The organism is Halostella sp. PRR32, from assembly GCF_034808085.1.
GTDB classification, from domain to species: Archaea; Halobacteriota; Halobacteria; order Halobacteriales; family Natronoarchaeaceae; genus Halostella; species Halostella pelagica.
Genome location: NZ_JAXHGL010000003.1, coordinates 329831 through 355879 on the forward strand (window position 1 = coordinate 329831; position 26049 = coordinate 355879).

The window sequence follows — 26049 nt, forward strand, 5'->3', positions numbered from 1 at the left end:
CGTTGCAGAAGGCTTTTTAGTGTAGTATGATAACGAATAACACGCCGGGTGCAGGCTGACCGGACGACCTATATCCGGCCGTGTTGGGCGGGTAGAGGAAAGGGCGAAACCCACCATACCAGACCGAGGGGATAGCCCGCCGGAGGACCGAAGCAGCCCGTCGCTCCGCTGTGAGCGCGGAGTGTGAAGACCGAGTATCGGACCGCGCGCGAGGGCGGCCCGTGAATCGGCGGCGGTCGTACGGGCTGTGGAACGCGCCTCCCGTCCGGCTTCTCCGGCACTTACCGCGGCGTTCGTACCGACGCTTTTGGTTCGTCGCGTCGTCTACTCCGTCGTGCTCGAACTGTACCAGGCAGAAGGCTGTCCGCACAGCGAAGACGTCCGGGAGAAACTCACCGATCTTGGCCTGTCCTACGTCGCGCACAACCCGCGCCGGCCCGGCGAGGACCCGGAGGTTCTCAACGACCAGACGTACGAGCAACTGCAAGCCGTCGGCGGCAAAGACCAGATACCGCTACTGGTCGACCACCGATACGGTGAAGTCATCGCCGAGAGCGACGACATTCGGGACTACCTCGCGGAGCGATACAGCGACGCGCGGTGACGATCGAACGTCAGCCGGTGTCGATAACGATATAACGGCGTCCGGAGACGGTTCTCGGCGAGCGAGCGGAAAGTGACTCTTTTATTGCATCCCGCAAAGCGTCAGTCCATCCCCGGTGCCATAAGTTATGAGTATGCAACAAAGTAAATAGGAGAATTCACGGAACTGATCACAGACAGCTTCAAAATGTGTTGTCTGAACTTCACTGGGATAAGATTTTAGTGGGGATCCGTTGTAGTGATCACTGAGGGTGGTGACAGTATGACGGATAGTGTCAACGATGGCCGCTCTACGGCCACAGGTCGGTCACTCGGAGTATCGCGCTACGACCTCGTTCTGGCCGTCATCCCGGCGGCGTTCATATTCGCACTGCTGATAGGCTATCTCTTCTCGCTTCCGTCACGTACCGCGCTGATCGCCGCCTCGGTAGTCGGCGTCGGTGCGATGTTCGACGGACTCTTCCGGAACCCGCCCGAAAACACCGGTTCCGCCTGATTTCGTCCGTCGGCACTGCCGAACGCCGGTCGTACGGTCCGGAGTGTGCCCCCACAGATAAGCCGGTCTCTGCCGTAGTTCGTGTACCAGCAACCCGGAGCCGTAACCGGGGTGTGGGGGATACCAATGGACAGTGTCAATCCGGCGACCGAGGAGGCTCTGGAATCGTACGAGACACACGGCGAGGGAGACATCGACGACCTACTCGACCGCGCCGACGAGACGTTCGAGGAGTGGCGCGAGCACACGATAACCGAACGCGAAGCGTTGCTCGAACGCGCCGGCGAGGTGTTGCGCGACAACAGCGAGGAGTACGCCGAACTGATGACCCGCGAGATGGGGAAACCCATCGAGCAGGGCCGGTCGGAGGTCGAGAAGTGCGCGTGGGTCTGTGACTACTACGCCGAGCGCGCGGGGGAGTTCCTGCAGGACGAGCGCGTGGGTGGTGAGACGGGTGCGGACACGTTCGTCGCCCGCCAACCGATCGGCCCCGTCCTCGCCATCATGCCGTGGAACTTCCCCTTCTGGCAGGTGTTTCGCTTCGCCGCGCCGACGCTAACCGCGGGCAACGTCGGCCTGCTCAAGCACGCCTCGAACGTGCCCGGCTGTGCGAAAGCCATCGAGGGCGTGTTCGAGGAGGCCGGCTATCCCGAGGGCGTCTTTACGACGCTCATGGTCGGCTCGGACGCTATCGGCGACGTGATCAGCGACGACCGGGTGCGCGCAGTCACGCTCACGGGGAGTGAAGGTGCCGGCCGGAACGTCGGCGAGACCGCCGGAAAGAACCTCAAGCACCACGTGCTCGAACTCGGCGGGAGCGACCCGTTCGTCGTCCTCGACGACGCGCCGATAGAGCGGGCCTGCGAGGTCGGTGCGAGGGCCCGGATCATCAACTCCGGGCAGTCCTGTATCGCCGCGAAGCGCTTCATCGTCCACGAGGACGTGTACGACGAGTTCCTCGACGGGTTCCTGAACGAGATGGAGAGCCTGCGGACGGGCGACCCGACCGACGACGACACTGACGTCGGCCCACAGGCCCGCGAAGGTCTCATGGAGGACCTGCACGAGCAGGTCGAAACGACCGTCGAACAGGGCGCGGAGGTCCGGATGGGGGGCGAGCCGATGGACCGCGACGGCTACTTCTACCCGCCGACGGTGCTCACCGACGTGCCCGAGGGGTCCCCAGCCGAAAGCGAGGAACTGTTCGGGCCCGTCGCGCCCGTGTTCTCCGTCCCGGACGAGGAGACGGCCATCGAGAAGGCGAACGACAGCAACTACGGGCTGGGCGCGAGCGTCTGGACCGAGGACTTAGAGCGCGGCGAGCACGTCGCCCGGCAGTTCGAGTCCGGCCTCGCGTTCGTCAATGAACTCGTTCAGTCCGACCCGCGCCTGCCGTTCGGCGGCGTCAAGGACTCGGGGTACGGCCGAGAACTGGCGAAACAGGGGATCCGCGAGTTCGTCAACGAGAAGACGGTGTGGGTCTCACATGGCCCGAGCAAGGAGAGTGATCTCGTCGAATGATACAAGCCGCCGACCTCCTCGTGGAGTGTCTGGAGGAGGAGGGCGTCGACTACGTCTTCGGCATTCCCGGCGAGGAACTAGAGGACATACTCTTCGCTTTGCGGGACTCCAACGTCGACTTCTTCCCGGTCCGTCACGAGCAGGGGGCGGCGTTCATGGCTGACGTTCACGGGCGCGTCACCGGCGATGCCGGCGTCTGCCTGGCGACGCTCGGACCGGGCGCGACGAACCTGCTCACCGGCGTCGCGGACGCCCACCTCGACAAGAGCCCGCTCGTCGCCATCACCGGTCAGGGCGGGTTAGAGCGTCTGCACAAGGAAAGCCATCAGGCGTTAGACATCGTCGATACGTTCGAACCGGTCGTCAAGTGGAACACGCAGGTCAGCGCCCCCGAAACCGTCCCGGAGTCGGTCCGCAAGGCGTTCAAACTCGCCGAGTTCGAGAAACCCGGCGCGACACACCTCGAAGTACCGGAGGACGTGGCCGCGGAGGCGGTCGAATCGACGCCGCTCGCGTCGCGCGAACGGGTCCGTCGTCCCGACCCCGACCGGTCATCGCTGGACGAGGCCGCGGACCTGATATCGTCGTCGGCGCATCCGCTCGTCCTCGCGGGCAACGGCGCGGTGCGGACCCGCGCCGCAGAGCAACTGCGGGCGTTCGTCGAGGCGACTAACGTCCCTGTCGTCTCGACGTTCATGGGGAAAGGGGCCGTTTCCGACGCGGACGAACACTCGTTGCTGACGCTCGACTCCGGGCCGTCGGCCGAGGCGACGACGGCCATCGAACGTGCGGACTGCGTCGTCGCCGTCGGCTACGACATCGCCGAACACGACCCTGCGAAGTGGAACCCCGTCCCCGACAAGACGGTGGTCCACGTCGACCACGAACCTGCCGAGGTGTACCGCCATTACAACCCGGACGTGGAAGTCGTCGCTGACGTGTCCCGGACGCTGGAGGAACTGACCGACCGTCTCTCCACGGAGTGTTCGACCTGGTGGCACGACCTTCGCGAGCGCATCGCCGGCGACGTTAGCGAGTGGCCCGACGCCGGCGACCCCGTCTCGGTGCGCCGCGTCCTGCCCGTCCTCCGCGACGCGATGAACGACGAGGACGTGCTGATATCGGACGTGGGCAGCCACAAGATGGCCATCGCGAAGCACTTCCCGGTGTACGAACCCAACACCTGCATCATCTCGAACGGCCTGGCCAGCATGGGGATCGCCGTCCCCGGCGGGATCGCGGCCGACCTGGCGCTCGACGATGATGTCGTCGTCGCGACCGGCGACGGCGGGTTCCTGATGAACGCCGCCGAGATAGAGACCGCGAACCGCCTCGATTGCTCGTACACCATCGTCGTCTTCCGCGACGACGACTACGGCATGATATCCGAGCATCAGGAGGAACACCGGGACGAACACTTCGGCACGAGGATTTCAAACCCCGACCTCGTGGACTTCGCCGAGAGCTTCGGGATCGAGGCGTACCGCGCCGACGACTGGGGGGAGATCGAGGCGACCCTGAACGACGTTATCGGGGCCGACGAACTGTCGCTCGTGGAAGTGCCGCTTGGATAATCGAGTTGGTCTCGCCCCGTTTACATCCCGAGGGCGGCCATGACGAACCCGACGACGATTAGCGCGAAGATCAGCAGCGTTACCACCAGAAAGAACCTGTCAGCGCCAGACATACGTTGGACTACGGTGACATGGGGGATAAACGTGGTCCCGAAACGGGACGACATCCACCGACAGTTAAGCCGATCCAGTAGTAAAATTATATAAAAAATGTCTGTACTCTTCCGAACCGAACGCACGTTCGACGCTCCGCCCTTCTGCGGTTGGACCCCGATGTAGTCGCCCTCGAATCCCGAAGAGCAACCGACGCTCCGGAGCTTCGGAGCACTGATCTATCATGGGTAGGTTCGCACGCGTTCGGCGTCTTGTCGACCGCTGGAACGACCTGCTCGCGGTGCATCCGTTTGTCAGGATCGCTCTCCTGGTTCTCGTCCCGCTCGTCGCCGTGACCGTGACAGCGTACGCGCTGGGAGACGATCTCATCAGTGCGACGCTGCAGGGGATCGCGTTCGGCGTCACGTACGCAACCGTGACGGTCGTCTTTCGTGGCTTCTCCTCGTCCGACTGACTTCTGATGGTCCGCTCTCGCGTCCCGCCCACAGGCCGGTCACCCCTGTCTCTCGCTCGGATCGCCCGACGAAGGGAACCGACGACGCGTTCCGACGGGAGATCGGATTTCGGCGCATAGTCGTCGGTGGCTGATCTCTGTATCGGCGAGTCCCTGTAGCTGGCCTCCGGTCGCCGCTTTGTTTTCCGGGACCGGGCCGGTTCGTCGAGCGACGGGAGACGGAGGACCTGCCGTAAGAACATTCACTAAAGCGGACGCTCGTCGCCGCGAAAAACGGGAGAAATCAGCCGGTTGCGTTTACTTCCCGCGTCCCTGGTCGCTGCTGTTGCTCGGGCGAGTGTGCTCCGAGCCCTTGCCCTTCTCCGAGAGCCCGCGGTTTTTGGTGCCGGCGCTCGTGAGGCCGCGGAACGCGCGGTTCTTGTGCGTGTCGTCGCAGATCCAGTTGAGATCGTCGTCGTTCTGGATGGCCGGATGCTCGGGGTCGAGCATGATCACTTCGAACCACTTCTGACTGCCGTCCTCTCCGACCCAGTAGGAGTTGAGGACGCGCAGGTTGCGGTATTTCCGGCTGGAACGCTCCTCGGCGATCCGCTGGAGGTTCTTCCGTCGGGTGATCGCGTTGACACCCTGGCGCTTCGAGCGTCGACCGGCGCGGAACCGCTCCTTGCGGGCCGAACCCTTACGGACGCTCACGCGAGCGACCACGACGCCCTGTTTCGCCTTGTAGCCCAGTTCGCGGGCCTTGTCGAGGCGGGTTGGACGGTCGACGCGTTCGATCGCGCCCTGGTCGCGCCATTCCTGCTTTCGTTGCCACTGTAGTTCGGCGAGGTCACCGTCGCCGGGGTCTTTCCACGCTTCCTTGATGTGGGAGTAGAAGCTTCGTGCCATCTATATCACCACGGGCGTTTGTGGTTCAGCCGGTTGACCGGCCACATTCCGTCCTGAGTGTACAGGTGCCCGCTGGCGCCCGTCGTCCAGCGAGTTACTGCTTCTTCTCGACTTCCGAGTTTAAGGGCTTCGAAACGCTCGGCCGCCCGGTGGGGCGACGCTCTGCTATCAGAGGCGCTCTGTCGCCGTTATCTCACGAAAGCGACTGCACCGGGTCGTTCGACTTGACCGATCGAATTATTGTTCCGATGCTGTCGTGTCCCGCGGATCCACGGTGACGGAACCGTCGCTCGACACGACGACTTCGTACTCCGCGTACTCGAATTCGACTCGACCTTCCGGGCGCGGAACCCCGCTCGTCGGCGAAAACAGCGCATCGAGTGCGTCGAGGTCGATAGCGGTGTGTAGCGGTGGGTCGAGATCGATCGGGTCGACACCTTCGGCCGCCGCGATGGATTCGATCACTTGCGTGCTCGGTTCCCAAGTGGTCGATAACTCGACCTCGCTGTTACTCATTACCCTACCTGCACCGCACCATTGCTTAAAGTCAGTGGCCGATTTATCTGACCATGACGCGATTTCATTCAGACAAAGAAAGCGTTTTTTGTACTACGAGATTCATGTCCACCCACGAGAATGAGCGACGGTAACAGGGATGATCGGGACGGGAACACCGGACCCGGTAGTCGTAATCTGTCGTCCGCTCCGTCTCTCGACACCGTCTTCGACCTCCTGTCGGCCCGACGTCGCCGCTACGTCATTTACTATCTCGTCGACATGGACGACGACACCGTCGACTGCGATTCCCTCGTGGAACACGTCGCATCGTTGGAGTCTGACACTGACCCGTCCGCGGAGCGGATCGACCGGGTTGCCGCCGACCTGTATCAGATTCACCTCCCGAAACTCGACGACGCGGGCGTCGTCGACTTCGACAGCCGGACCGACACCGTTCGGTTCTGGGGCCAGCCGTCGATAGAGGAGTACGCCGAACACGCCGCGATGCAGGAACTGCCCGACTGGTACGGCAGCCACTGACAGCCGAGCCAGATCCTCGTCGGACGGCACCGACCGGCGAGCATCCAACTGTTATACTGTCGGCTGTAACTTCGTAACGATACCCGGACACCCGGGAGTCAGATATTTTTCAAGGGATTACAGCCGACAGTATACGCCGACACTGCCGCCGTCAGCCGTCACCCTCGGACTGATACGGTTCCCCTACGGCGTGACGCGGGAGGAGGTTCATCAGTTCGGTCTCCAGGTCGTCGGCGCTGTCGAACGTGTCGTCGCTTGACTGTGAGATGATGTCGCCCATGTTCTCTTCGCCGTCGGCGAGACTGAGGGTCACGTCCGCGTACTCCTCGACCGCCGTCTCACGAGAGACTGGATAGTCGAGCGCCGAAACCACGGAGTCGATATCGTTGAGTTTGACAGTGCGTCCCATACGTTCGGAAACGCGCGCCAGACGCTTAGATGTATAGTCGCGTTTGCGACTGTTTACATACCAGATCACACGACTGCGTACGACAGGTGCGTGACGACGTGCAAAAGTCTCCGTCCCTTACGCGTCCGACGATACGCGGGCGTTCGGGATCACTCTCGTCGGCCGGAACGCCGATACCGCACTACCCCTCGTAGCCCGCGTACTCCATGAGATCCGCGAAGATGTCGGTGTCCATCGCGGACTCGTAGACGACGCCGCCGACCATACCGCCGGGGTACACCTCGCCGTTCATCGCGTGGCTGACCTTGTGGCAGTGCATGAGGTAGATGCCGGGGTCGGCGTCCGCCTCGAACTCGATCGTGTGTCGCTCGGCGGGCGCTATGTTCGTGATGTCCATTTCGTGTCTGGCCGCTTCGGGGATCGTCCCGCCGTCTTTCGCCACGCGCTCGAAGCGGTGGTTGTGAATGTGGATCGGGTGGGACATGTACCCGTTGTTAGCCATGTGAAGGCGGACCGTATCCCCCTCGGAGACGATGATCGGCGACCCGTCTTCCGGGTGAAGCGTCCGCGGCGCGACTTTGCCGTTGATCGTGAACACGTCGGGGTCGCGCTGGCGCGGGCTGTACTCGACGTCTTCGCCGGCCATCCGCCGGTTCAGCCGTGAGTCCCAATCTTTGAACGTCAGGAAATGCTCCTTGTCCGCGCGTTCGTACCCCTTGGGGTCGACGCGGAAAATGCCGTACATCCCCATGTCGATGTGGCGGTGGGTCTGGTAGTGGCAGTGATAGAGGTGCGTGCCGGGAACGTTCGCCGGGATCTCGTACGTGTGTTTTTCCCCGGGAGGAATGGTGATACCCGTCGTTGTGGGAACGCCGTCGTTCTCCCAGGTCTTTCGGACGCCGTGGAAGTGCACCGTGTGCGGGTGCTTTCCATCGGTGTTGTCAAACGTCACCTCCATGTCTTCGCCCTCCGTCGTTCGGAGGATCGGTCCGGGGACGCTCGGTTCCCGGTCGTCGGCCTGGAACGCCCACACCTGCGGCAGTTCGACGGGGCCGCCCATCGATTCGCCGGGGTGTGCGAGATGGCGGGCAGGCTGTGAACTGAGCGTCACCTGTCCCCCCTGTTCGTCGACATCGACGACCTGGGGCGGGGAGGTCGTCGGCAGATCGCTGGGCGACTCGGTCGCCGCTGTCGTATTTCCTTCGTCACGTTGACTGGCGGGAGCCGTACATCCGGCAACCGCACCGAGGCCGGTTGCGCCAGTCGCCGCGAGAAACGCTCGTCGAGAGATACCGTCGCCGGGGGCACCGATTTGGGTCATGGCTTCACCTGCAACTTCGAACCCTTCATAAAAAGGACCGTCTCAGATTCCCGGGATCTGAGAACGGGGGGCTGTCGCCACGAACGCCAGTCGCACGGACGGCGCTCCCGGGCGACCTGTCTTCGGTGCCACGGCCAGGTGATAGTTAGACGGCGGTACGCCCCAGTTTGGGATTGCATCGCAGCCTCCCTCAGTCCGACCCCGCACGTGTTCGTTCCCAGTCTCAACTACTGGACTAACCCATTTCCTATATCGAAATGAAGTTTATTCTAACGCCGTTCGGATCCCGCCGTCGTCGCCAGCCGCCACAGCATCCGCGAGTGCGGCGCTATCGACAGCCTCCGGAAGTAACTGGGGATATTTCCGCTGGAAGTAGCTGACAACGTTTTCCACGTCCCGTTCCAGGAACTCCTCGGCGTTCTCGTGGTCCGTGGGTATCGACTGTGGCCAGTCGAAGATCGTGACTCCGCTCTCATCGACGAACACGTTGTACTCACTCATGTCTGCGTGTACGCGCCCGTGCGTGTACGCCTCGCTCATTTCTTCCAAGAGCAACCGCAAGACTGGGACGACCTGTTCGTCTTTGAGTTTCGTGCGGGAGAGCTCAACCCCGTCTATCTTCTCCATCACGATAGCGTGACGGTTCTGGTCGATCGGTTGCGGCACCGCGACATCTGGATACACGGCTTCCAGTGCCTCGTACTCGCGTTCGGCCGCTTTCCGGGCAGTGTAGAGCCAGGAAACGTGGTCTTTGTCCGTCGTGTAATCCCGTTCCCGCATCACCTCACGGAAGTTGGTAAAGCCCTCTCGGTGGAATTTAAGCGCCATGGGCTTGTACGACTGTACTTCGAAGACGTCACTTTCCTTCCCGACGCCGAGTGACGACCCGAACCCTTCGATGGTCTCTCGCTCGGCGAACGCGTGCAACGCCAGCGCGTCGTACCCTTCGAACTTCAGGCGATACCCCTCGTACTGGATCGTGTTCCGCTCGATGAGGTCGTAATCAAGACACCGGTCTATCCGGTAGTCGACGTTTTCCTTCGTCAACCGCGAGAACTCGGGCAACTTCTCGCGTTTTACCCACTCCGAAAACCGCATTCCCTGCTCGACGCCCGAGAGAAGGTGGAAATCCTCCGGTTCGAGTTCCGGGAGGATCCCGGCGACGTTCTGGACCATACCGTATCCGTAGCGTACGGGCAGGTTTAAGCCCCGTGCGTTGTCCGTCGGATGTGTAAACCACACTCCGATATACACAATGTACGGGGCGTGGCTCGTCCTGCTTCGATCACGGCCGAGTACCGCCGTCAGCGTGGCTGGTGAACTGTCGCATTGCTCGCACGGACTCGACCGGCCTCCAGTAAGCAGGGCTTGACCGACAGCACTACAGTTACGCGTCGGTCCACTGCGTCGCATTCGTCTCCGAGGAGACACCTGTGACGGTGGGTCTGCACCGGCTTTTTGTCGGAACCCGACGTACGCCACGGCATGGCCGACGACTCAGGATCTCTCCGGTCTTCGCTCGCAGACAAGGACTGGCGTTTCGTCAGCGAAGAGTCCCGTTCGGGCGCGATGAACATGGCTCTCGACGAGATAGCCGCCGAAACGGCGTCCACCGGGGGGATCAGGACCGTCCGGGTGTATCAGTGGGATCCCAGTTGCCTCTCGCTCGGATATCGACAGGATCCCGAATCCGTCGATTGGGAGTACTGCGAACGAGAGGGGATAGACGTGGTCCGGCGCCAGACGGGCGGCGGCGGCATCTATCACGATTCGTTCGGCGACATCTCTTACTCGATAATCGCACCAGCGGACGACCTTCCCGGTGACCTGATGGACTGTTACGGACTCCTCTGTGAACCTATCGTCGAGGCGTTCCAACGGATGGGCGTCTTCGCGGAGTTCGCTGAGGACGACCTCCCGGCGATCCACGACCCGGCTTGTTACCTGCGGGCGGTCCACCCCGCTCACGACCTGCTCTGTGGCGGTCGGAAGATAAGCGGGAACGCTCAGTATCGCCAGCGTGACGCCGTCATACAGCACGGTTCGATCAACTTCGACCTCACCGAAACTCGCCATCTCGGCGTCTTCTCGGAGCCGGACACGTCGCCCGAGGAGTTCACTGGTCGGGTGACGAGCGTGACAGACCACGCAGATGTCACTCGGGAGGCGGCAGTCGAGACGCTCGAAACGTGTCTCGCCGAGTGGGCGGACGCCGAAGAAGGCGGCTGGTCCGACCAGGAACTCGACGACGCCGAACTGCGCGCGGATCGCAAGTACGACAGCGAATACTGGAACCGTCACCGGGACGATCCGACCTAGGAGTCGTTCGCTATTCCTCGACGCCGCTGCTACCGGGTGAAACACTGCCAGCACGGCTTCAGTCAGTGCGACTGCGTAGAGTCACTGTTAGCCCGTCGGAGTCGAAGTGCATTTGCCGGTTCGGTCACTCTCCGAACACATGCGAGTCGGAGCACACGTGTCTATCGCTGACGGCGTTCACCTCGCCGTCGACAGGCAACGCGACGTCGGCGGGAACTGCGGACAGATATTCACCCACTCCCCACAGGTGTGGCAGGACCCCAACGTGGGGGACGACGAGGCGGCGGCCTTCCGCGAGGGTACCGGCGAGAAACTCGACGGGCCGTGGGTGATCCACTCATCGTATCTCGTCAACCTCTGTACGCCGAAAGACGACCTCCGCGAGAAGTCGATCGACGCCATGCAGAAGGAGGTCGACGCGGCGGACAAACTCGGCATCGAGTACGTCAACGTTCATCTCGGCGCACACACCGGCGCGGGCGTCGAGGGCGGCCTCGACAACGCCGCCAGCGCGCTGGACGAACTCGATATCCCCGATGGGGTCACCGTACTCGTCGAGAGCGACGCCGGCAGCGGCACCAAGCTGGGCGGCGATTTCGAGCATCTCGCCGAGGTCCTCGACCGGTCAGAGCAGGACCTCGACATCTGTCTCGACACCGCCCACATGTTCGCCGCGGGCTACGACCTCTCGACCGCCGAAGGCGTCGAGGAGACGGTCGCCGAGTTCGACGACGTGGTCGGACTGGAGCATATCGAATGCGTCCATCTCAACGACTCGAAGCACGAGTGCGGCACGAACAAGGACGAACACGCCCACATCGGCGAGGGTCTCATCGGCGAGGACGGGATGCGCGCGTTCGTCAACCACGAGGACCTGCGCGACGTGCCGCTGGTGCTTGAGACGCCGAACGAGGACGGGAAGGGATTCGCCTGGAACATCGAGCGAGTCAAGGAGCTGCGGGAGTAACGCGCCCCGTGCGCCAGTTCACAGCCGATTACCTCGACGAGACGCGTCGCGGGATGTGGGAGGACCGCCGGGCCCTCGACCCGCTCGAACTCGGGGACGCGGACCGCGTCCTCGACGTGGGCTGCGGGACGGGTGAGTTAACCCGCGTCCTCGCCGAGGAGTCGCCGGGCGAGGTGATCGGCGTCGACGCCGACGCCGACCTGCTCGCGGTCGCGGCCGACCACGCCCCGGTCGTCGCTGGCGACGCGACCCGCCTCCCGTTCCCTGACGGTTCTTTCGACCTCGTCGTCTGTCAGGCCCTGCTGATCAACCTCCCCGACCCCGCGGCGACGGTCCGGGAGTTCGCGCGCGTCTCGCGGGACCGCGTGGCCGCGGTCGAACCCGACAACGGTGCCGTTACCGTCGACTCCAGCGTCGCCGCCGAATCACGACTGGAGGGACGCGCCCGCCGCGCGTACATCGACGGCGTGCCGACGGACGTCTCGCTGGGCGGGACCGGAACCCGCCGGGTGTTCGACGAAGCCGATCTCGATAGCGTGGAGACGCGTCGCTACGACCACGAGCGGACGGTCGCCCCGCCGTATTCGGAGTCTGCGCTCTCCGCAGCGAAGCGGAAGGCGTCGGGCGAGGGGCTAACGGACGACCGCACGACGATGCTCAACGGTGACCTCTCCGCCGAGGAGTTCGACGACCTGCGCGCCGCGTGGCGCGCGATGGGACGGGACGTCATCGAGCAGATGCAAGACGAGAACTACCGGCGAACGGAGGTCGTCCCCTTTTTCGTGACCGTCGGACGGGTGTAGGATACCCGGACAACTGTCGGTGGCCGCCGGACGGGTATACGGTGACGTTTGGCAGTTACCAGTCGCCTCGCCTCCGTTTACAGGCGTTTCCGCATCTCCACAACGGTTCCCGGAACCTCGCCGCCGAACTCGTGGGCCCGTTCGGCGACGCGGTCGTACCCGCGCGCCTCGTAGAAGGGGACGGCGTTTTTCGACGCGTAGAGGCCGAGCGTCTCGGTGTCGTTTTCGCGTGCCGCGTCCTCCAGTTCGGCGAGTAGCGCCAACCCGACGCCTCGGCGGGCGACGGACGGGTGGACGTAAACCGCTTTCACCTCGGCGTCTGCGGGCGGTTCGAGATACTCGCCCGGATCGAACGCGAGTTCGCCGAACCCCTGAACTTCGCCGTCTACTTCCGCGACTACGAAGCGGGTATCGCCGGCGTCGACCGGATAATCGTCGGGCCCTGCGCTGGTCCCCCAGGCCGCGACCTGTTTCTCGTCGTAGGCCGCGGGGCCGAGGCCGTCGACGGAGTCGAGATGGACTTCGTTGACCGCCGCAGCGTCGGCGGGCGTGGCTTCGCGGACGTTCATGCGGCGTCGTACGGGCGCGTCGAAGATATACGCGGCCGTTCGGCAGTCCCACGTGTCCAACCGCGGCGTCGCTCGGCGGCGAGCGCAACGCCGTCGGGACCCCGCGTCGGAACCGGAAGGGTTGAACCCTCCGCGTTTGAGAGTGCGGACAAGGAATGCGCGTCAGCCACTACTTCGAGTGGGAGGACCACATCACGGGCGGACACGCCCAGTCGGTGCGGAACCAGCGGAAGATACTGGACCGGCGGGGGATCGAGTACACCACCGAACCCGATCTGAACGCCGACCTCCTGCACCTGAACAACATGGGGCCGCGCTCCGTGTATTACGCCCGGAAAGCACGCCTGAGCGGCGTTCCCGTACTGGTCCACGCACACCAGACCGCGGAGGACTTCCGGGAGAGCTTCGCCCTTTCGAACCTGCTCGCGCGTCCGATGCGCCCCTACCTGGAGTACGCGTACTCGCTGGCCGATCACCTCGTCTGTCCCTCCAAGCACAACCGCCAGGTGTTGGAGGGGTACGCGGACGCTCCGAAAACCGTCATCAGCAACGGGTTCGACCCGGATATGCTGGCCGGATACGCGGACCTCCGCGAGGAGTACCGCGACAGGTACGACCTCTCCGGAACGGTCGCGTTCATGGTGGGCCACGTCATCGAGCGCAAAGGCCTCCGGTCGTTCGTCGAGACTGCTCGCGCGATGCCCGACACGGACTTCGTCTGGTTCGGCTACCTCAACCCCACCGGAGGCGGGGGTCTCGACCGCCTCCTCCGGAAGCGAGAGACGACGAAACTCGTCGAGAACGCGCCGGCCAACTGCACGTTTACGGGCTACGTCGAGGACATCCGCGGGGCGTACGCCGCCGGCGACGTGTTCTTCTTCCCGACGAAAAACGAGAACGAGGGGATGGCGCTGCTGGAGGCGATGGCCTGTGGGAAACCGCCGGTCGTCCGCGATGTCCCGACGTTCGAGTGGCTCACGGACGGAACGAACTGCCTGAAAGCGGACGACGACTTCGCCGGCGCGATCAAGCAGGTGCAGGACTCTGACCAGCGCGAGCGCCTCGGCGCGAACGCGGAGGCCGCGAGCGAGTCGTTCGAACTCGACACTGTCGCCGACGATCTCGTGTCGCTGTATCGGAGCGTTGTCTGAGACGGATACGCCATTCCTCCGTGACCTGTTCAGTCACCGGGACGGAAAGTCTAAGAAAATAAATGTTAATGTATCACGGAGATTATTTATTACGCATCGGTACAGATCCCCGCAAGATGACAGGGGTGTACGCGATACTCGGGGGATCGAGCGGCGCGGGGGCAACAACTACCACGGCGGCGCTGGGGGCGTCGCTCGCGGAGGGACCGCTTCGGGTCGGCATCGTCGACGCCGACCTGGGCGGGGCGGAACTGACAGAGGGTATCGACGTAACGGTCGACGGACCGACGATCGAGTCGGTCCTGGCGGGGCGGGCGACCCTGCTCGACGCGACGTACAAGCGGTCGAGGGACTTCGCCGTCGTTCCCGGTGCGTCCGACCGCGACTGGCAGCGGAACGCGAACCTGGGGATCGCCGCGGATATCGTCGACGTGGCCCGCCAGCGCTACGACGTGGTGTTGCTCGACGTCGGCGTCAGCGACCGGTTGGAGGCGATGCTGTGGGCCTCACTCGCCGACAGAGCCGTGTTCGCGTCGACGCTCGACGAGGAATCGCTAACGGCCACCGCTGAGGGGCGACAGGCCGTGGAGTATCTAGGGACGCCGGTCGAAGGCGTGATCGTGACCCGGATCGATGCCGGCGTGACGCCGGACCTGTCGGCGATAGAACGCCACGTTTCGACCCCCGTACTCGCCGCACTACCGCACGACGAGAGCGTCGTTGCGAGTTCGGCGGCCGGCGTTCCGGTGATCGAACACGACCCGGACAGCCCGACCGCGGAGACGTACTGGGAGCTGGCGGCGCGCATCGCCGCGGACGACCTGTCCGCGGACCCGATCGTCCCGTCATCGCTGTCAAACGGTCTCGACGAGGGCACGTATCACTCTCCGGGAGCGACGAGTGCGGCGGAGGCGGGGAGCGAACGAGCGTCCGAGACGACGCAGGAAGCCGATCAGCCGACGGCGGCCGCTGCAGGCGGGACGGAGACGGCCGCGGACGGCGACAACGGCGGTTCGAATCCGGCGTTCGACTGGGTCGATTCGGACGGGTCGGCCGGAGCCAGCGGCGAGGCGGCCGACGCCGAATCCGGTAGGTCCGGCGGCGGAAAGGGCAACTCCGTCGCCGGAGTTTCCGCCGATCAGACCGGACAGACAGCAGGCGGCGACGAGGAAGATCCGGTCGCCGCGGCGTTCAAAGACCGGATGCAAAACGCCCGTGAGCAACGCGAGACCGAACGCAGCGAGGAGGTCGGCGAGGAAGGCCTGCTCGACAAGTTCTTCAGCTAAACCACGTCGCCGCGAACGGTCGCGCCCTCCTGCTGTTCGCGCCAGGCGTGAATCTCCTTTGCGGCGGTGTCGGCCTGGTCGGGTTCGAGCCCGAGCATTTCGAGCGATTCCGACAGCGTCGGGAACGGCAGTTCGCTGTTGCGGAGTTTCGAGAGCGCGTCCTCGCTCCGAGTCCCATCGACCCAGAGGCAGGCCCCGCGCGGGTCGAGTATTTCCTCGTAGGCTTCGCGGTCTACCGCCCCGCGCAAGCGCTGCGTGACGTTGTCCTCGAAACTGGCGTTACACACTTCGAGGTGGATCGGCTCGTCCTCGTCTATCAGGTGTGCGGCGAGACATTTCTCCGGCGCGGCGTGACCGTTCGGGTTCGCCCGGAGCAGGTCGGGGTGGTCCTCGGCCCAGTCCGCTCGGACGGACTTGCCGACCCCCTGTATTCCGTGGCTGTCGACGAACTCCCCCTCGCGGTCGCTCTCGCCGTCCAGCAGGATGTCTTTCGTCAGGTAGACGTCGAGGCGTTCGACCGGGTCGAGACCGAGAGCGACGTCCCCGTACACCCACACCTCGCGGACGGGGACGGGCATCCGTTCGCTCTCTACGGCGTCGACGATGGCTTCGACGCGGTCGATGGCGTCGTCGCGGTCCAGTCCGCTCATCGTTTCCCGGTAGTCGCCGGACGCGCAAAACGTCTTCGTGCTGGTCCCGCAGTAGCCGTGCGCGCAGTCACCGGCTTCTGGACGGCGTAGTACGGTCTCCCGCATCGCTTTTGTCGTATTACGGAGAACCCGACCGTATGGAACAGCGCACGTTCGACGACGGCGGAGACGAGGACTTGGTGTTCGTTCTCGTCTGGGGGAACAAACTGTACCACGAGAACGTCCGCTGGCTGATAGACGAACTCACGGGCGCGGGATACCGCGTCCACGCGTTTCGGATCCCGACGGCTATCTCCGACTTCCGGAGCGAGTACCTCGAACCCGTCGCCGAGTTCGTCGCGGAACTGGACGGGTACCGCCTGCTCTCGCACAGCACCGGCGGCCTGATCGCGGCCCACCTCGACGGCGCTGACCGGCGGATCTATCTCAGTCCGTTCTGGGGGTTCCCCGAGGGTGTGCTCGACGTTCTCGGCCCGTTGTTCGCGAAACTCCCGACCAGCGTCGAATTCCTACCGGCGAACACTGACGCGGAGAACATCGGTGACCTGGCGACCGACCGACAGATAGCGACCGGGGCGAACGCCGCCGCGCCGTCGTGGATACGGGAGTGCCGCGAGGCACAGCGGACCCTACCGCCCATCGACGACGACGCTGTCGTCTTCTGCACCCTTCGGGACCGGATCGTCAGCACGCGCGCCATCGGAGACCGGGTTCCGCCGGAGCGTATCGTCCTTTACGACGGCGGTCACGAACTGTTTTCCTCGTCGGCGCGCGACCGCCACCTCGACACGCTCCTGGCCGCTCTGGAGGACGGTTCGGCCGCGCTCTCGGCGTGACCGGTGATGCCGCAGTGGCGGGCGGACCAGCGTCGGCGACAGCCACCCGCGAACGCGCCGAGGCGAAACCGTGATGGGCGGCGCGAAGGTACGTGTCGGTAATGGACTGCACCAAGTGCGACCGCGAGGCGGTGATGCACGCGGCCTACTCCGGGTCGCACCTCTGCGAGCACCACTTCTGCGAGTCGGTCGAGAGCAGGGCTCGGAGCCGGATCCGCGAGGACAACCTCCTCCCGCGGTCGGCCACGCCGGACGACCCCGAGACGTGGGTGATCGGTCTCTCGGGCGGCAAGGACAGCGTCGTCCTCGCGCAGATCCTCGACCAGACGTTCGCCGAGGACCCCCGCGTCGAGATGATCGCCTTGACCATCCACGAAGGGATCGAGGGCTACCGCGACAAGTCCGTCGATGCCTGCGAGGAACTCGCCGCGGACCTCGGTATCCGCCACGAGATAGTGACCTACGAAGAGGAATTCGACGTGAAGATGGACGAGGTCGTCGAGACGGACCCCGAAAACATGGCCGCCTGCGCGTACTGCGGCGTGTTCCGCCGCGACCTCCTCTCGAAGTACGCCGAGGAGTACGGCGCGACGAAACTCCTGACGGGCCACAACCTGGACGACGAGGCCCAGACGGCGCTGATGAACTTCTTCGAAGGCGATATTCCCCAGATGGCGAAGCATTTCGATGCCAGCCTCGGTCCGTTCGGCGACGGCCCCGACACCCGCGGCGAGCAGGCCGATTTCGTCCCCCGCGCCAAACCGCTCCGGGACATCCCCGAGAAGGAGGTCGCCCTGTACGCACACTTGCGCGACCTCCCCGCCCACATCACGGAGTGTCCCCACGCCAGCGAGGCCTACCGCGGCGAGATTCAGGAGTTGCTACTCGACCTCGAAGAGAACCACCCCGGGGCTCGCCACTCGATCATGGCGGGGTACGAGGAGATCGCGGCCATGGCCGCCAGCAAGTACGGCGACGCGAGCGAACGCGACCTGGGAGAGTGCGCAGAGTGTGGCGCGGCGACGACGAGAGAGAAGTGTCGAAAGTGTGCTCTCGTGGAATCGGTTCATGCCGTTTAGGGCGTGACTGTGCACGAGAGCACAAGCGCTCGTGGAATCGGTCCATGCCGTGTAAGACGGACTGTCACACGACGTTCTCGTTCCGCCGTCTTTCCGGCGAGACAGCCGCCCAGTCCGCTGAAAACGAGCCGATAGGCGACTCCAGCGGCGGCGAACCCGACCCCGAGTATGCGTCCGAAGCCCACCGATAGCGTCGCTCGTGGGGTGCGAAATAGAGGGGCCGAAGCCCCACGAGTCTCCGTCGAAAAAACGGGTTATCGGATGACGTCGAGGCCGTTGTTCTGTTCGACCGTTTCCCGGCCGCCATCGCTCTGTGCGCCGTTGCCGTGAACGGCGTCGTTCCCGAGGTTCTGACTCGCGTCGAAGTCGGATTCGTCGACGCCGTCAAGGCTCTGTCGAGACTTGTTGGCCTGCTTCTGCGTGGTCGGGCCGAGCACCTGCGCGCTCTGGACGCCCGTCATGATCGCCATGACGCGCACCTTGCCCTTGTAGTTCTCTTGAATACGAGCGCCCCAGATAACGTTCGCGCTCGCTTCCAGGCGTTCGGTGATGTTGTTGGCGATACCTTCGGCCTCCTTCAGCGTGAGGTCGGGGCCGCCGGTGATGTGGACGAGTCCACCGCTCGCGCCGCGGTAATCAACGTCGAGCAGGGGGTGACTCATCGCGTCGTTGACGACCTCCTGGGTCTTGTTCTTGTCCTGAGTCTCCCCGACGAGCATCACCGCGACGCCGCCCTGGTTCATGATCGTCGTCATGTCCGCGTAGTCCAGGTTGATGAGCGACGGTTGAGTGATGGTCTCGCTGATACCTTTCACCGTCTCGGCGATGATCTGGTCCATCACCGAGAAGGCCTTGCCGATCGGGAGGTTGGGAACGTAGTCGAGCAGGCGGTTGTTGTCGAGGACGATGATCGAGTCGGCCTCCTCGCGGAGTTTTTCGAGGCCTTCCTCGGCCTTGACCGTCCGCGCGCGTTCGACGTTAAACGGCGTCGACACCATGCCGACGACGATGGCACCCTGCTCGCTCGCTATCTTCGAGACGACGGGCGCAGCGCCGGTACCGGTGCCGCCACCCATCCCGGCGGTGACGAACACCAGGTCGGCGTCGCCGAGCACTTCCTTGATGGTCCCCTGAGCCATCTCGGTGGCTCGTTCGCCCATCGAGGGGTCGCCACCCGCGCCGAGACCGTTCGTGAGCGACTTGCCCACGAGGATCTTCGTGTCGGCCTCGATCATCTTCAGGTGCTGTTTGTCGGTGTTTATCGCGACGGTCTCCGCTCCGTCGACGCCGATGTTGTACAGGCGATTGACGGTGTTGTTGCCCGCCCCGCCCGCTCCGACGATGACGATCCGCGGGTCGCCGAACTCGTCCCCGTCGGTGTCGACATCCATGTCACGCTTCTCGGCTTCGGCGTTCTCGAGCGCGTCCTGAACGATGTCCTGCATAGTTACACCTTCGCCCAGTTGTGTTTGCTCGAGCTATCCTGGGTCTTCTCGCCCTGCTCGTTGATCATTTCGCGGACGGCCGACCGGATCGCCTCGCTCCGGTTCGGAAACTCCCCCGTCTCGACTAGCTGTTCTACCTCGTCGATCTGCTGTTTCGGAATTCGCAGTGTCACACGCTCCATTGTTAGATTCCCCTTTGGTAAGACGGATACGTGCGATTCCCCTCACACGCGTGGTGTCTTACACGTCATAACTCCACGATGGGAGTACGATACTGCCGTATGTTCTCGCCGTGTAAGACGACCGTCTTACGCGAATCAACACACCAGCCGATATGTAATAAAAGTATCGCTGATCGTATGACAACCGGAGAAAACAGCGGCGTAGAGCGCCGATACTGCCGGTCAGGCGGAATCGAGCACGTCGGCGGCCGGCGTCCGACGACCGCAACTGGGACAGAAGGCCCAGTCCGTTCTGAGCTCGTCGCCGCAGTCACAGAACACCCTGTGGGTCGCTTTTTCCCCGCAGTTCGGGCAGTACACGTGGTCCGAACTGACGTTCTCGCCGCACTGGCCGCACGTATTACTTCCGTCGGGGGCCGGGTCGCGAGCGTCGGACGCGTCGCGTTCGTCAGGCGCGGCCGTCTTACGAGCGCCCGCCTGGGACTGTTCGCTCGCCGCGCGGTCCCCGTCGAGCGAGATGTTTACGTTGATGTCCTGTCCGCCGCCGTTCGCTGTCCGCTCCGCCAGTCGCCGCTCGACGAGCGTATCGACCCGTTCCGCGACGATGTCGTCGATGCTCCCGCCCTCCACGCCGCGGTCGCTCCGCTCCGCGCTCGCGCCGTCCCGGCCCTCGAGATACTCTCGGAGGGCGCGGCGCAACACCTCGCTCTTGGAGGCGTCGAACCGCTCTAACTCGTCGACGAGGGTGTCGTCGGCGCGGAACGTGATCTTGCTCATGCGCGTCTCTCGTCAGACAGATGTAGCGCCACCTATTTCAATCTTCCCGCGATGTCTGACGCTCGTCTGTCGACGTGCGAACCGAATAATAACCCTTAAGTCCAACAGAGGGACTACGTGTAATCGCCTGCCCGCCCTTAGCTCAGACTGGTAGAGCAGTCGACTGTAGATCGACTTGTCCCCCGTTCAAATCGGGGAGGGCGGATTTTCTGTGTCCGAATCGGCGAGCGAAGCGGGCGCGATGAGGTCCGAAAATTGAACTGAGCCGATTCGAGCCTGGAAGTCACAGCCCGCACAGCGTAGCGAGCAGGAATACCTTCCTCAGTTCAAACCGGAGAGCGAACTCCTGTACCCCGCCGCATCACAGTCGATAGATGGCAGTGGATTCTCCCCTGGTTTCGGTCGTATTTGCTCTGAGAGTTGAACATGCTTCCCGATGCTCCCTGTCACCGTCTGGCGGTGCGGGTACAGTCGACTTTCTCCAAGTCTAACAGCGCAGAGTGTACAGCTATCTCGTCGCGATCTGAAGCGAGGATTCACAGCCCGTATCGTTCACCCGCCCGCGTGAATATCGCCGCCCTTGAAGACGCTCGGAGATCCATTGTTATTCCGTACCATGGAAAGGGAACGAGCTACACTCGGAAGAGTGCAAGGCGGTCGATGCAAAGGGTGGAATCGAGACCGAACGCGACGTACGTCGCATCGGTCGTCAAAAGCTCTACCTCCCGATGAAATCCCTTGAAACCACTAGTCCACGGAAGACCCGGGAGGAGATATCGGAAAAAACCGTCGTCGACGCGATACAGAACCAGCGTCGTCGGTACGTGTTGTACTACCTCCAGAACCACGACCGGCCGATCGGGTTGGACGAACTGATCGATCAGGTGGCGGCGTGGGAGCGCTGTACGACACCCGACGAGGTCTCACCGTCTCACCGAAAATCGGTGTATTCGGCGATTCACCAGACGCACTTGCCGTATCTGGAAGACCTCGAACTCGTCTCCTACAATCGCCAACGCAAGCAGATAAGCTTACGCGTCGATCGTTCAGAGTTCGGACTATACCTCGTTAACGATCCGCACACGACGGTTCCGTGGTACAAAGTGTACTTTACGCTGGCGCTCACCTGTCTCACCGCGGCCGGGCTGATCCTGCTCGGGATCTGGCCGGTTGAGACGCTCCCAGTGATCTCCGTCTTTCTCCTGTTCGCGGTCGCCTTTGCGCTGACGAGTGTCTTCCACTGGTTGGATATCTATCGGTGGCGGCGCCGAACGAAGGATATGCCCCCCGATTTCGTGCTCACGCTCGGGAACGACGTTTCCGGTTCGGACGGAAATAACGATGCGGAAGACAACTTTCGCTCAGAGAACAACGACAGCGGCGGAAAGCGGGGATAGGTGATAGAGGGAGCGTTTATATTTCGAACTGCGTTCGAACGGTGAAGCGATTCTACCGGGTACCCGAAACGTCCGAGGCATGATCATGAGTGGTGAGAACGCGGTTGAAAAGCCGTGACTGTGAGGCTTACGCGGTGTTCGGGTACCGAACTAGCGGGATTAGTCACCCCGAGAGTGAGAAATACGGAAAGATCATCTGAACTTAGATCGCTACACGGAGACTTTAACCAGGGTGCAGTACCTCGAATATCTGTACGGTCCCGGTTGGAAGGCGGTGCGTCAATCAGAGATATTCACGCGCGTGGTTGTCCAGGGTAGTTCGAAGTTGCTGCCGGATTTTGTCGGTCGAAGCCGGCGGTAATCTGCAATACGTCGCCCCGTTCTACACGTTGTTTGTAGTATTCTAGCATACTCGAACGACAACAATCAGCTGCAAAAAACAGACAGCATCGTTACGTAACTACGCCCGGTGCAGAATCACTTTGAGAGATACTACCGCGTAGAAGCGAGCCGCCTTGACGAAAACCGGGATAGAGTGGCTATTGTGTCCAGTCTGGTTACGAATACTGAATATCCGAGAAGAATCCGGTGCCATTCTTCTACTGATCGAAACAGGATGAAATCGTATTCGGGGTTTATTCCCAGCCCTGTCGGATTCCGGGACGTAGTAAGTGATACCATGACTGACAACGAAAACAGCGAAAGATCCCTCTCTGCATCGCGCCGAGACTACCTCAAAGTAGCCGCCGCGGCGGGCCTGATCGGTAGTATCGGGGTCTCGTCCGTGCAGGCGCAGGAAGTGTACGACGAGACGGACGCCTCCCGTGACAGTTTCTGGTATTCCCAGTACAACGCGGACAGCGTGGTTCTGAGCGAAAACGGTGTCCAGTACCCGCGAAGCGAGGGACAACAAGCACAGTTCGAAGACCTTCGCGACCAGATGCGAGATAATGCCGGTCTTGACGAGCGTCCCATCCGCGGTCTCAACTCGCTGACCATCGTTCCGTACCGCGACGGCGTGCCGAGTTATACGGAACGGCCCGTGTTTAATCCGCGACCCATCCAGAACACGCTCCTATGGGAAGATCAGGGCGACCCGCTGATCACGCCACAGTCTCTCGGCTGGTCGACGCTCACCTATCTCTCGTGGTCCCGAGGGTTCGATACGTTCACCGGACGGTCCATGGAGGAGGGCGTCGGCGAGTTCTACCAGCAGATGTACGGCTTCGCCGCGCAGTGGGCTCTCAACTACGGGTTCCTCCAGGGCGGAACCGGCGTTCTCCGTAACGAGAGCCGTGAGGAGGAGGAGGACGAGAACGAACTGTACCTCTTCCAGGAGTACGACGCCGAAAATGACGAGGCGACTGGCGGCACGGAGGATGACGACGTGCCGTTGGACTACGCGACGGTTCTCTGGACGCTTTCCGAGGCGGCCGACTTCGCCAACTCCGGAGAGTTCGGATACGAGAACCCGCAGCAGGTCGTCGATGCCGATCAGTTGCAAGAATTGGCGGACAACACGGCGCGGACGGTATTCGGCGGCGACGACCCGGAAATATCCGCCGACGAGGTGCTTCAGAAGGACGGTCCGCGCGGCCTCGGTATCATGCTCGGTGCCGTCGCCCACTACGGCGCAAAAGCCGCCGGCGACGACGACTTAGAGAGTCAGGCCAGCGCCTATGCGAACAACGCGGCCAGCCTCATCATCGACAATATCGACGACGACGGCCGCGTTGCCGATACCGGCGGCGAGGAACAGGACGAGCCGATGAATCAGGCGGCGCTTCAGGGTGCAGTCGGTCAGGGCCTACTCTGGGCGACCGAAGGGCTCTCCGACGTCGATCACCAGGACACCGCCGACGACGTTATCGATTATCTGCTCGACGAACTCTGGGACCCGTCCTCCGGCACGTTCGACGACGAACTCGAGGACGACGTGCTGACCTTTTCAGCCCGCGACCTCGGCGACATCATCGGCGGTATCAACGCCGCCGACGCAGTCCTCGACCGAGGCGACGTCGACAACATCTTCTCCGAGTTCTTCAACAACACGGTCAACCGAGCGCGCCTGCAGCGCGCTGAGCGGACTCAGTCTAGGGACCCGGAGGCGGATTTCCCACTCCCGCTCCCTGCGGACGCCGGCGACGAGGAGTTCGGCCAGGCTCCCGTCCTCAACACGGAAGTCCAGTACGACCCCCGGTCCGACCAGTGGGAGGTGACTGACGACCTGTTCACGACCGAACAGGCGATGTACACCGCGAATCAACTGATCTGGGTCGGTGAGTTCGACGGTCAATCGTACCCCGGTAGCGGTGTGCCGGGCCAGACCAGTGTAAGTCGCAGGCGGGATACCGACGATGACGATGGCGGGGTTGACCAAGACGACGCAGCAGACGATGCCGACGGCGACGGTAACGAGACTACCGAGGAACCGCAAACGACGATGGAGGAGACGCCGGCCGCGAATGAGACTGGCGGAAACGCGACGAACAGTAGCCGTTAGGGGCGATATCCCACCCCGCCTTTGTTATGATCGACGAGCTTTCTCGGTTAGGAGTATCTAGACGACGTGTACTCTGCGCGGTAGCTACGGGGGCGTTCGCGCAGCCAGTTTCGTTCCCCGGGTCGCGGGACGACGATACCGATCGCAACGCGACGCGGAGCGACCGTTGGTGGCACGCTGTGGACAACGTCGAAAGCGTTCGGGCAAGCGGCAACGGGATCGAATTTCCTCGGACGGCGGCGGAAGACGTGCGGTTCGAGCGCCTTCGGGCGACGCTACTCGACGAGGTCGCTCTCGACGGTCCCCCGATCCGGAACGAACGATGGGTGATCGCTCCCTACGACGTCGGGTGGCCGCGGTACGTGCGGAGACCGGTGTTTCAGCCGCGGCCGGACTGGGAAACCCTACGGTGGTTCGACGCTGATGCTCCCGGATTCATCAGCCCCGGAGCGACAGCTTGGGCGGCTGCCTCGGCACTGATCCGCTCGCTCGCTCTCGCACGGATCGCCGACGAGACTGACGACGATTCGTCCCGGTACCGCTCGCTCGTCGACGCAAACGTCGCAGAGCTAGGACTCCAGTGGGGTATGACCTCCGGGCAAGCGCGGCTACTGAGCGAAGATGCCGCCGAGCGCGAGGAACTTGCCATCGTCCTCGCGCGGTACGACGAAGCCGAACGGGAATCGACCCCGCTGTTCGACGCCGAACCGTACCTGGAGACGCTCTGGGCGGTATCCACCGTCATCCGGGCGACTGAGAGGGGGGCGGACTACGGTCTCGCCCGGTTCGTATCGGCCGGAGCGCTACGCACTGTCGTCGACGCAGTCGCGACGGTTATCGTCAACGAGTTCGCCCCCGTCGAAATCTTACGGAACGTCGCGCCCCGGGCCCTCGGAACGGCACTTGCGGCGCTCGCGACGTTCGTCAAGGTGACCGGCGACGACGGGTTGGCCACGGACGGATGGCGCCTGCTTCGCTCAACCGTTGCACTCGTCGAGTACCTGCTCACCGCGGACGGGAGGGTCGTCGACGAGGACGGAGGCGACGGGCACAATCTAGCCGCTCGGCAGGGAGCCGTTGGTCAGGGGCTTGTTTACGCATCCACCGTCGGAATCGACGCTGAAGACGCTGCTCGAAGCGTCTGTTCGTACTTGCTCGACGATCTCTGGAACCCGATCGCACTGACCTTTGCCAGCGGCCGCGACGCTGACGCGCACGCGATCTCGGTGCGCGATGCTGGGGACGTTATCGGGGGATTACACGCCGCGGCGTCGCTCGGCATCGACGGCGCTGACGATCGCTTCGTGGAGTTCTACGACAACACGTTCGACCGAGGCCGCCTCCAGCGCGCACAGCGGCTTGCCGCGGCCGACGGTGAGGACCAGGAACCGCCCTTACCGACCGGCGCCGGCGGCCGCTACGGGCAGGCCCCCGTTTACAACGGAGAGGTCGCCTACGATAGCCGGACCGACGAGTGGCGAGTGACGGACGAGCGATACCTTGCGGACGGAGGTCTGTATCTCGCTGCTCAGATCCTTCAAGCAGTTTGTCCGTAAGAAGAAGTAATCGTAGCTTCTTGGGGACTAAATCTGTCCTTTGTTCGTAGTACCCCGCCCGTATTTGCGGGTATTCGGGATTATTCGGGGAACAATTCTGCGGTTTTAAGC

The 26049-nt window shown here is 63.2% G+C and carries 27 protein-coding genes and 1 tRNA gene; 18 read left to right on the plus strand and 10 right to left on the minus strand.

Annotated features, from left to right (window positions below; all coding sequences use genetic code 11):
- Positions 1 to 334: 334 nt before the first annotated feature.
- The 5 genes from SM753_RS11540 (at position 335) to SM753_RS11560 (ending at position 4762) form a co-directional block, all read left to right on the plus strand.
- Positions 335 to 604, plus strand: coding sequence for a glutathione S-transferase N-terminal domain-containing protein (locus tag SM753_RS11540; RefSeq protein ID WP_135533709.1), 270 nt, complete (start codon positions 335 to 337; stop codon positions 602 to 604).
- Between the two features lie 261 nt (positions 605 to 865).
- Positions 866 to 1099 (plus strand): hypothetical protein, encoded by a 234-nt coding sequence (locus tag SM753_RS11545; RefSeq protein WP_138796759.1) that lies wholly within the window; start codon positions 866 to 868, stop codon positions 1097 to 1099.
- A gap of 120 nt (positions 1100 to 1219) precedes the next feature.
- Positions 1220 to 2620 carry an NAD-dependent succinate-semialdehyde dehydrogenase gene (locus SM753_RS11550; protein ID WP_138798599.1) on the plus strand — a complete coding sequence of 467 codons (1401 nt, stop codon included), beginning with the start codon at positions 1220 to 1222 and terminating at the stop codon, positions 2618 to 2620.
- Positions 2617 to 4194: an acetolactate synthase large subunit gene (locus tag SM753_RS11555; protein ID WP_323191714.1), complete on the plus strand. Its 1578-nt coding sequence runs from the start codon at positions 2617 to 2619 to the stop codon at positions 4192 to 4194. The genes SM753_RS11550 and SM753_RS11555 overlap by 4 nt, the downstream gene beginning before the upstream one ends.
- Before the next feature lie 337 nt (positions 4195 to 4531).
- Entirely contained in the window at positions 4532 to 4762 is a 231-nt protein-coding gene (locus SM753_RS11560; protein ID WP_323191715.1) for a hypothetical protein, read from the plus strand.
- Between the two features lie 297 nt (positions 4763 to 5059).
- Here the strand turns inward: SM753_RS11560 and SM753_RS11565 are convergent, their stop codons facing one another.
- Both SM753_RS11565 and SM753_RS11570 read right to left on the minus strand, forming a co-directional pair.
- Positions 5060 to 5650: a 50S ribosomal protein L15e gene (locus SM753_RS11565; protein ID WP_135533706.1), complete on the minus strand. Its 591-nt coding sequence runs from the start codon at positions 5648 to 5650 to the stop codon at positions 5060 to 5062.
- Positions 5651 to 5887: 237 nt separating this feature from the next.
- Positions 5888 to 6166, minus strand: coding sequence for a HalOD1 output domain-containing protein (locus SM753_RS11570; RefSeq protein ID WP_135533705.1), 279 nt, complete (start codon positions 6164 to 6166; stop codon positions 5888 to 5890).
- 120 nt (positions 6167 to 6286) lie between these two features.
- Between SM753_RS11570 and SM753_RS11575 the strand changes: the two genes are divergently transcribed.
- Positions 6287 to 6688, plus strand: coding sequence for a hypothetical protein (locus SM753_RS11575; RefSeq protein ID WP_323191716.1), 402 nt, complete (start codon positions 6287 to 6289; stop codon positions 6686 to 6688).
- 151 nt (positions 6689 to 6839) lie between these two features.
- Here SM753_RS11575 and SM753_RS11580 read toward each other — a convergent pair whose 3' ends face one another.
- The 3 genes from SM753_RS11580 to SM753_RS11590 all read right to left on the minus strand — a co-directional run bounded on the left by SM753_RS11580 (position 6840) and on the right by SM753_RS11590 (position 9594).
- The gene (locus SM753_RS11580) at positions 6840 to 7097 is read right to left on the minus strand and encodes a hypothetical protein (protein ID WP_323191717.1); all 258 of its coding nucleotides are present in this window, start codon (positions 7095 to 7097) and stop codon (positions 6840 to 6842) included.
- 181 nt (positions 7098 to 7278) lie between these two features.
- Positions 7279 to 8418, minus strand: a complete 1140-nt coding sequence (locus SM753_RS11585) for a multicopper oxidase domain-containing protein (protein ID WP_323191718.1) — start codon at positions 8416 to 8418, stop codon at positions 7279 to 7281.
- A gap of 264 nt (positions 8419 to 8682) precedes the next feature.
- The gene (locus SM753_RS11590; protein WP_323191719.1) at positions 8683 to 9594 is read right to left on the minus strand and encodes a serine/threonine-protein kinase RIO2; all 912 of its coding nucleotides are present in this window, start codon (positions 9592 to 9594) and stop codon (positions 8683 to 8685) included.
- A 309-nt stretch (positions 9595 to 9903) separates the two neighbouring features.
- On the opposite strand from SM753_RS11590, the gene SM753_RS11595 reads away from it, so the two are divergent.
- The 3 genes from SM753_RS11595 to SM753_RS11605 all read left to right on the plus strand — a co-directional run bounded on the left by SM753_RS11595 (position 9904) and on the right by SM753_RS11605 (position 12507).
- A complete protein-coding gene (locus SM753_RS11595) occupies positions 9904 to 10737 on the plus strand; it encodes a biotin/lipoate A/B protein ligase family protein (protein ID WP_138796766.1) in 834 nt (277 codons plus the stop codon).
- A 139-nt stretch (positions 10738 to 10876) separates the two neighbouring features.
- Positions 10877 to 11704, plus strand: a complete 828-nt coding sequence (locus SM753_RS11600) for a deoxyribonuclease IV (protein WP_323191720.1) — start codon at positions 10877 to 10879, stop codon at positions 11702 to 11704.
- A gap of 8 nt (positions 11705 to 11712) precedes the next feature.
- Positions 11713 to 12507: a methyltransferase domain-containing protein gene (locus SM753_RS11605; RefSeq protein ID WP_323191721.1), complete on the plus strand. Its 795-nt coding sequence runs from the start codon at positions 11713 to 11715 to the stop codon at positions 12505 to 12507.
- Between the two features lie 77 nt (positions 12508 to 12584).
- Here SM753_RS11605 and SM753_RS11610 read toward each other — a convergent pair whose 3' ends face one another.
- The gene (locus SM753_RS11610) at positions 12585 to 13076 is read right to left on the minus strand and encodes a GNAT family N-acetyltransferase (protein WP_323191722.1); all 492 of its coding nucleotides are present in this window, start codon (positions 13074 to 13076) and stop codon (positions 12585 to 12587) included.
- A 155-nt stretch (positions 13077 to 13231) separates the two neighbouring features.
- Between SM753_RS11610 and SM753_RS11615 the strand changes: the two genes are divergently transcribed.
- Together SM753_RS11615 and SM753_RS11620 are read left to right on the plus strand one after the other, a co-directional pair.
- On the plus strand, positions 13232 to 14227 hold the full coding sequence (locus tag SM753_RS11615; RefSeq protein WP_323191723.1) for a glycosyltransferase family 4 protein: 996 nt from the start codon (positions 13232 to 13234) through the stop codon (positions 14225 to 14227).
- Between the two features lie 116 nt (positions 14228 to 14343).
- The gene (locus SM753_RS11620; protein WP_323191724.1) at positions 14344 to 15513 is read left to right on the plus strand and encodes a MinD/ParA family protein; all 1170 of its coding nucleotides are present in this window, start codon (positions 14344 to 14346) and stop codon (positions 15511 to 15513) included.
- Here SM753_RS11620 and SM753_RS11625 read toward each other — a convergent pair.
- The gene (locus SM753_RS11625; RefSeq protein ID WP_135533695.1) at positions 15510 to 16163 is read right to left on the minus strand and encodes a hypothetical protein; all 654 of its coding nucleotides are present in this window, start codon (positions 16161 to 16163) and stop codon (positions 15510 to 15512) included. The two genes, SM753_RS11620 and SM753_RS11625, sit on opposite strands and share 4 nt — an antisense overlap.
- A 137-nt stretch (positions 16164 to 16300) precedes the next feature.
- Here SM753_RS11625 and SM753_RS11630 point away from each other — a divergent pair, with 137 nt between their 5' ends.
- The 3 genes from SM753_RS11630 to SM753_RS11640 all read left to right on the plus strand — a co-directional run bounded on the left by SM753_RS11630 (position 16301) and on the right by SM753_RS11640 (position 18269).
- Entirely contained in the window at positions 16301 to 16999 is a 699-nt protein-coding gene (locus SM753_RS11630) for an alpha/beta fold hydrolase (RefSeq protein ID WP_323191725.1), read from the plus strand.
- A 101-nt stretch (positions 17000 to 17100) separates the two neighbouring features.
- Positions 17101 to 18078: a TIGR00269 family protein gene (locus tag SM753_RS11635; protein ID WP_135533693.1), complete on the plus strand. Its 978-nt coding sequence runs from the start codon at positions 17101 to 17103 to the stop codon at positions 18076 to 18078.
- Between the two features lie 44 nt (positions 18079 to 18122).
- On the plus strand, positions 18123 to 18269 hold the full coding sequence (locus SM753_RS11640; RefSeq protein ID WP_323191726.1) for a hypothetical protein: 147 nt from the start codon (positions 18123 to 18125) through the stop codon (positions 18267 to 18269).
- A gap of 63 nt (positions 18270 to 18332) precedes the next feature.
- Here SM753_RS11640 and ftsZ read toward each other — a convergent pair whose 3' ends face one another.
- The 3 genes from ftsZ to SM753_RS11655 form a co-directional block, all read right to left on the minus strand.
- Positions 18333 to 19523 (minus strand): cell division protein FtsZ, encoded by a 1191-nt coding sequence (ftsZ, locus tag SM753_RS11645; RefSeq protein WP_135533692.1) that lies wholly within the window; start codon positions 19521 to 19523, stop codon positions 18333 to 18335.
- Positions 19524 to 19525: 2 nt separating this feature from the next.
- On the minus strand, positions 19526 to 19705 hold the full coding sequence (locus tag SM753_RS11650; RefSeq protein WP_135533691.1) for a ribbon-helix-helix domain-containing protein: 180 nt from the start codon (positions 19703 to 19705) through the stop codon (positions 19526 to 19528).
- 222 nt (positions 19706 to 19927) lie between these two features.
- On the minus strand, positions 19928 to 20482 hold the full coding sequence (locus SM753_RS11655) for a zinc ribbon domain-containing protein (RefSeq protein ID WP_323191727.1): 555 nt from the start codon (positions 20480 to 20482) through the stop codon (positions 19928 to 19930).
- Between the two features lie 131 nt (positions 20483 to 20613).
- On the opposite strand from SM753_RS11655, the gene SM753_RS11660 reads away from it, so the two are divergent.
- The 4 genes from SM753_RS11660 (at position 20614) to SM753_RS11675 (ending at position 25938) form a co-directional block, all read left to right on the plus strand.
- Positions 20614 to 20687 (plus strand) — tRNA-Tyr (locus SM753_RS11660).
- Between the two features lie 523 nt (positions 20688 to 21210).
- A complete protein-coding gene (locus SM753_RS11665) occupies positions 21211 to 21879 on the plus strand; it encodes a hypothetical protein (RefSeq protein WP_323191728.1) in 669 nt (222 codons plus the stop codon).
- Positions 21880 to 22558: 679 nt separating this feature from the next.
- Positions 22559 to 24382 (plus strand): hypothetical protein, encoded by a 1824-nt coding sequence (locus SM753_RS11670; RefSeq protein ID WP_323191729.1) that lies wholly within the window; start codon positions 22559 to 22561, stop codon positions 24380 to 24382.
- A 179-nt stretch (positions 24383 to 24561) separates the two neighbouring features.
- The gene (locus SM753_RS11675; RefSeq protein ID WP_323191730.1) at positions 24562 to 25938 is read left to right on the plus strand and encodes a hypothetical protein; all 1377 of its coding nucleotides are present in this window, start codon (positions 24562 to 24564) and stop codon (positions 25936 to 25938) included.
- Positions 25939 to 26049: the final 111 nt, after the last annotated feature.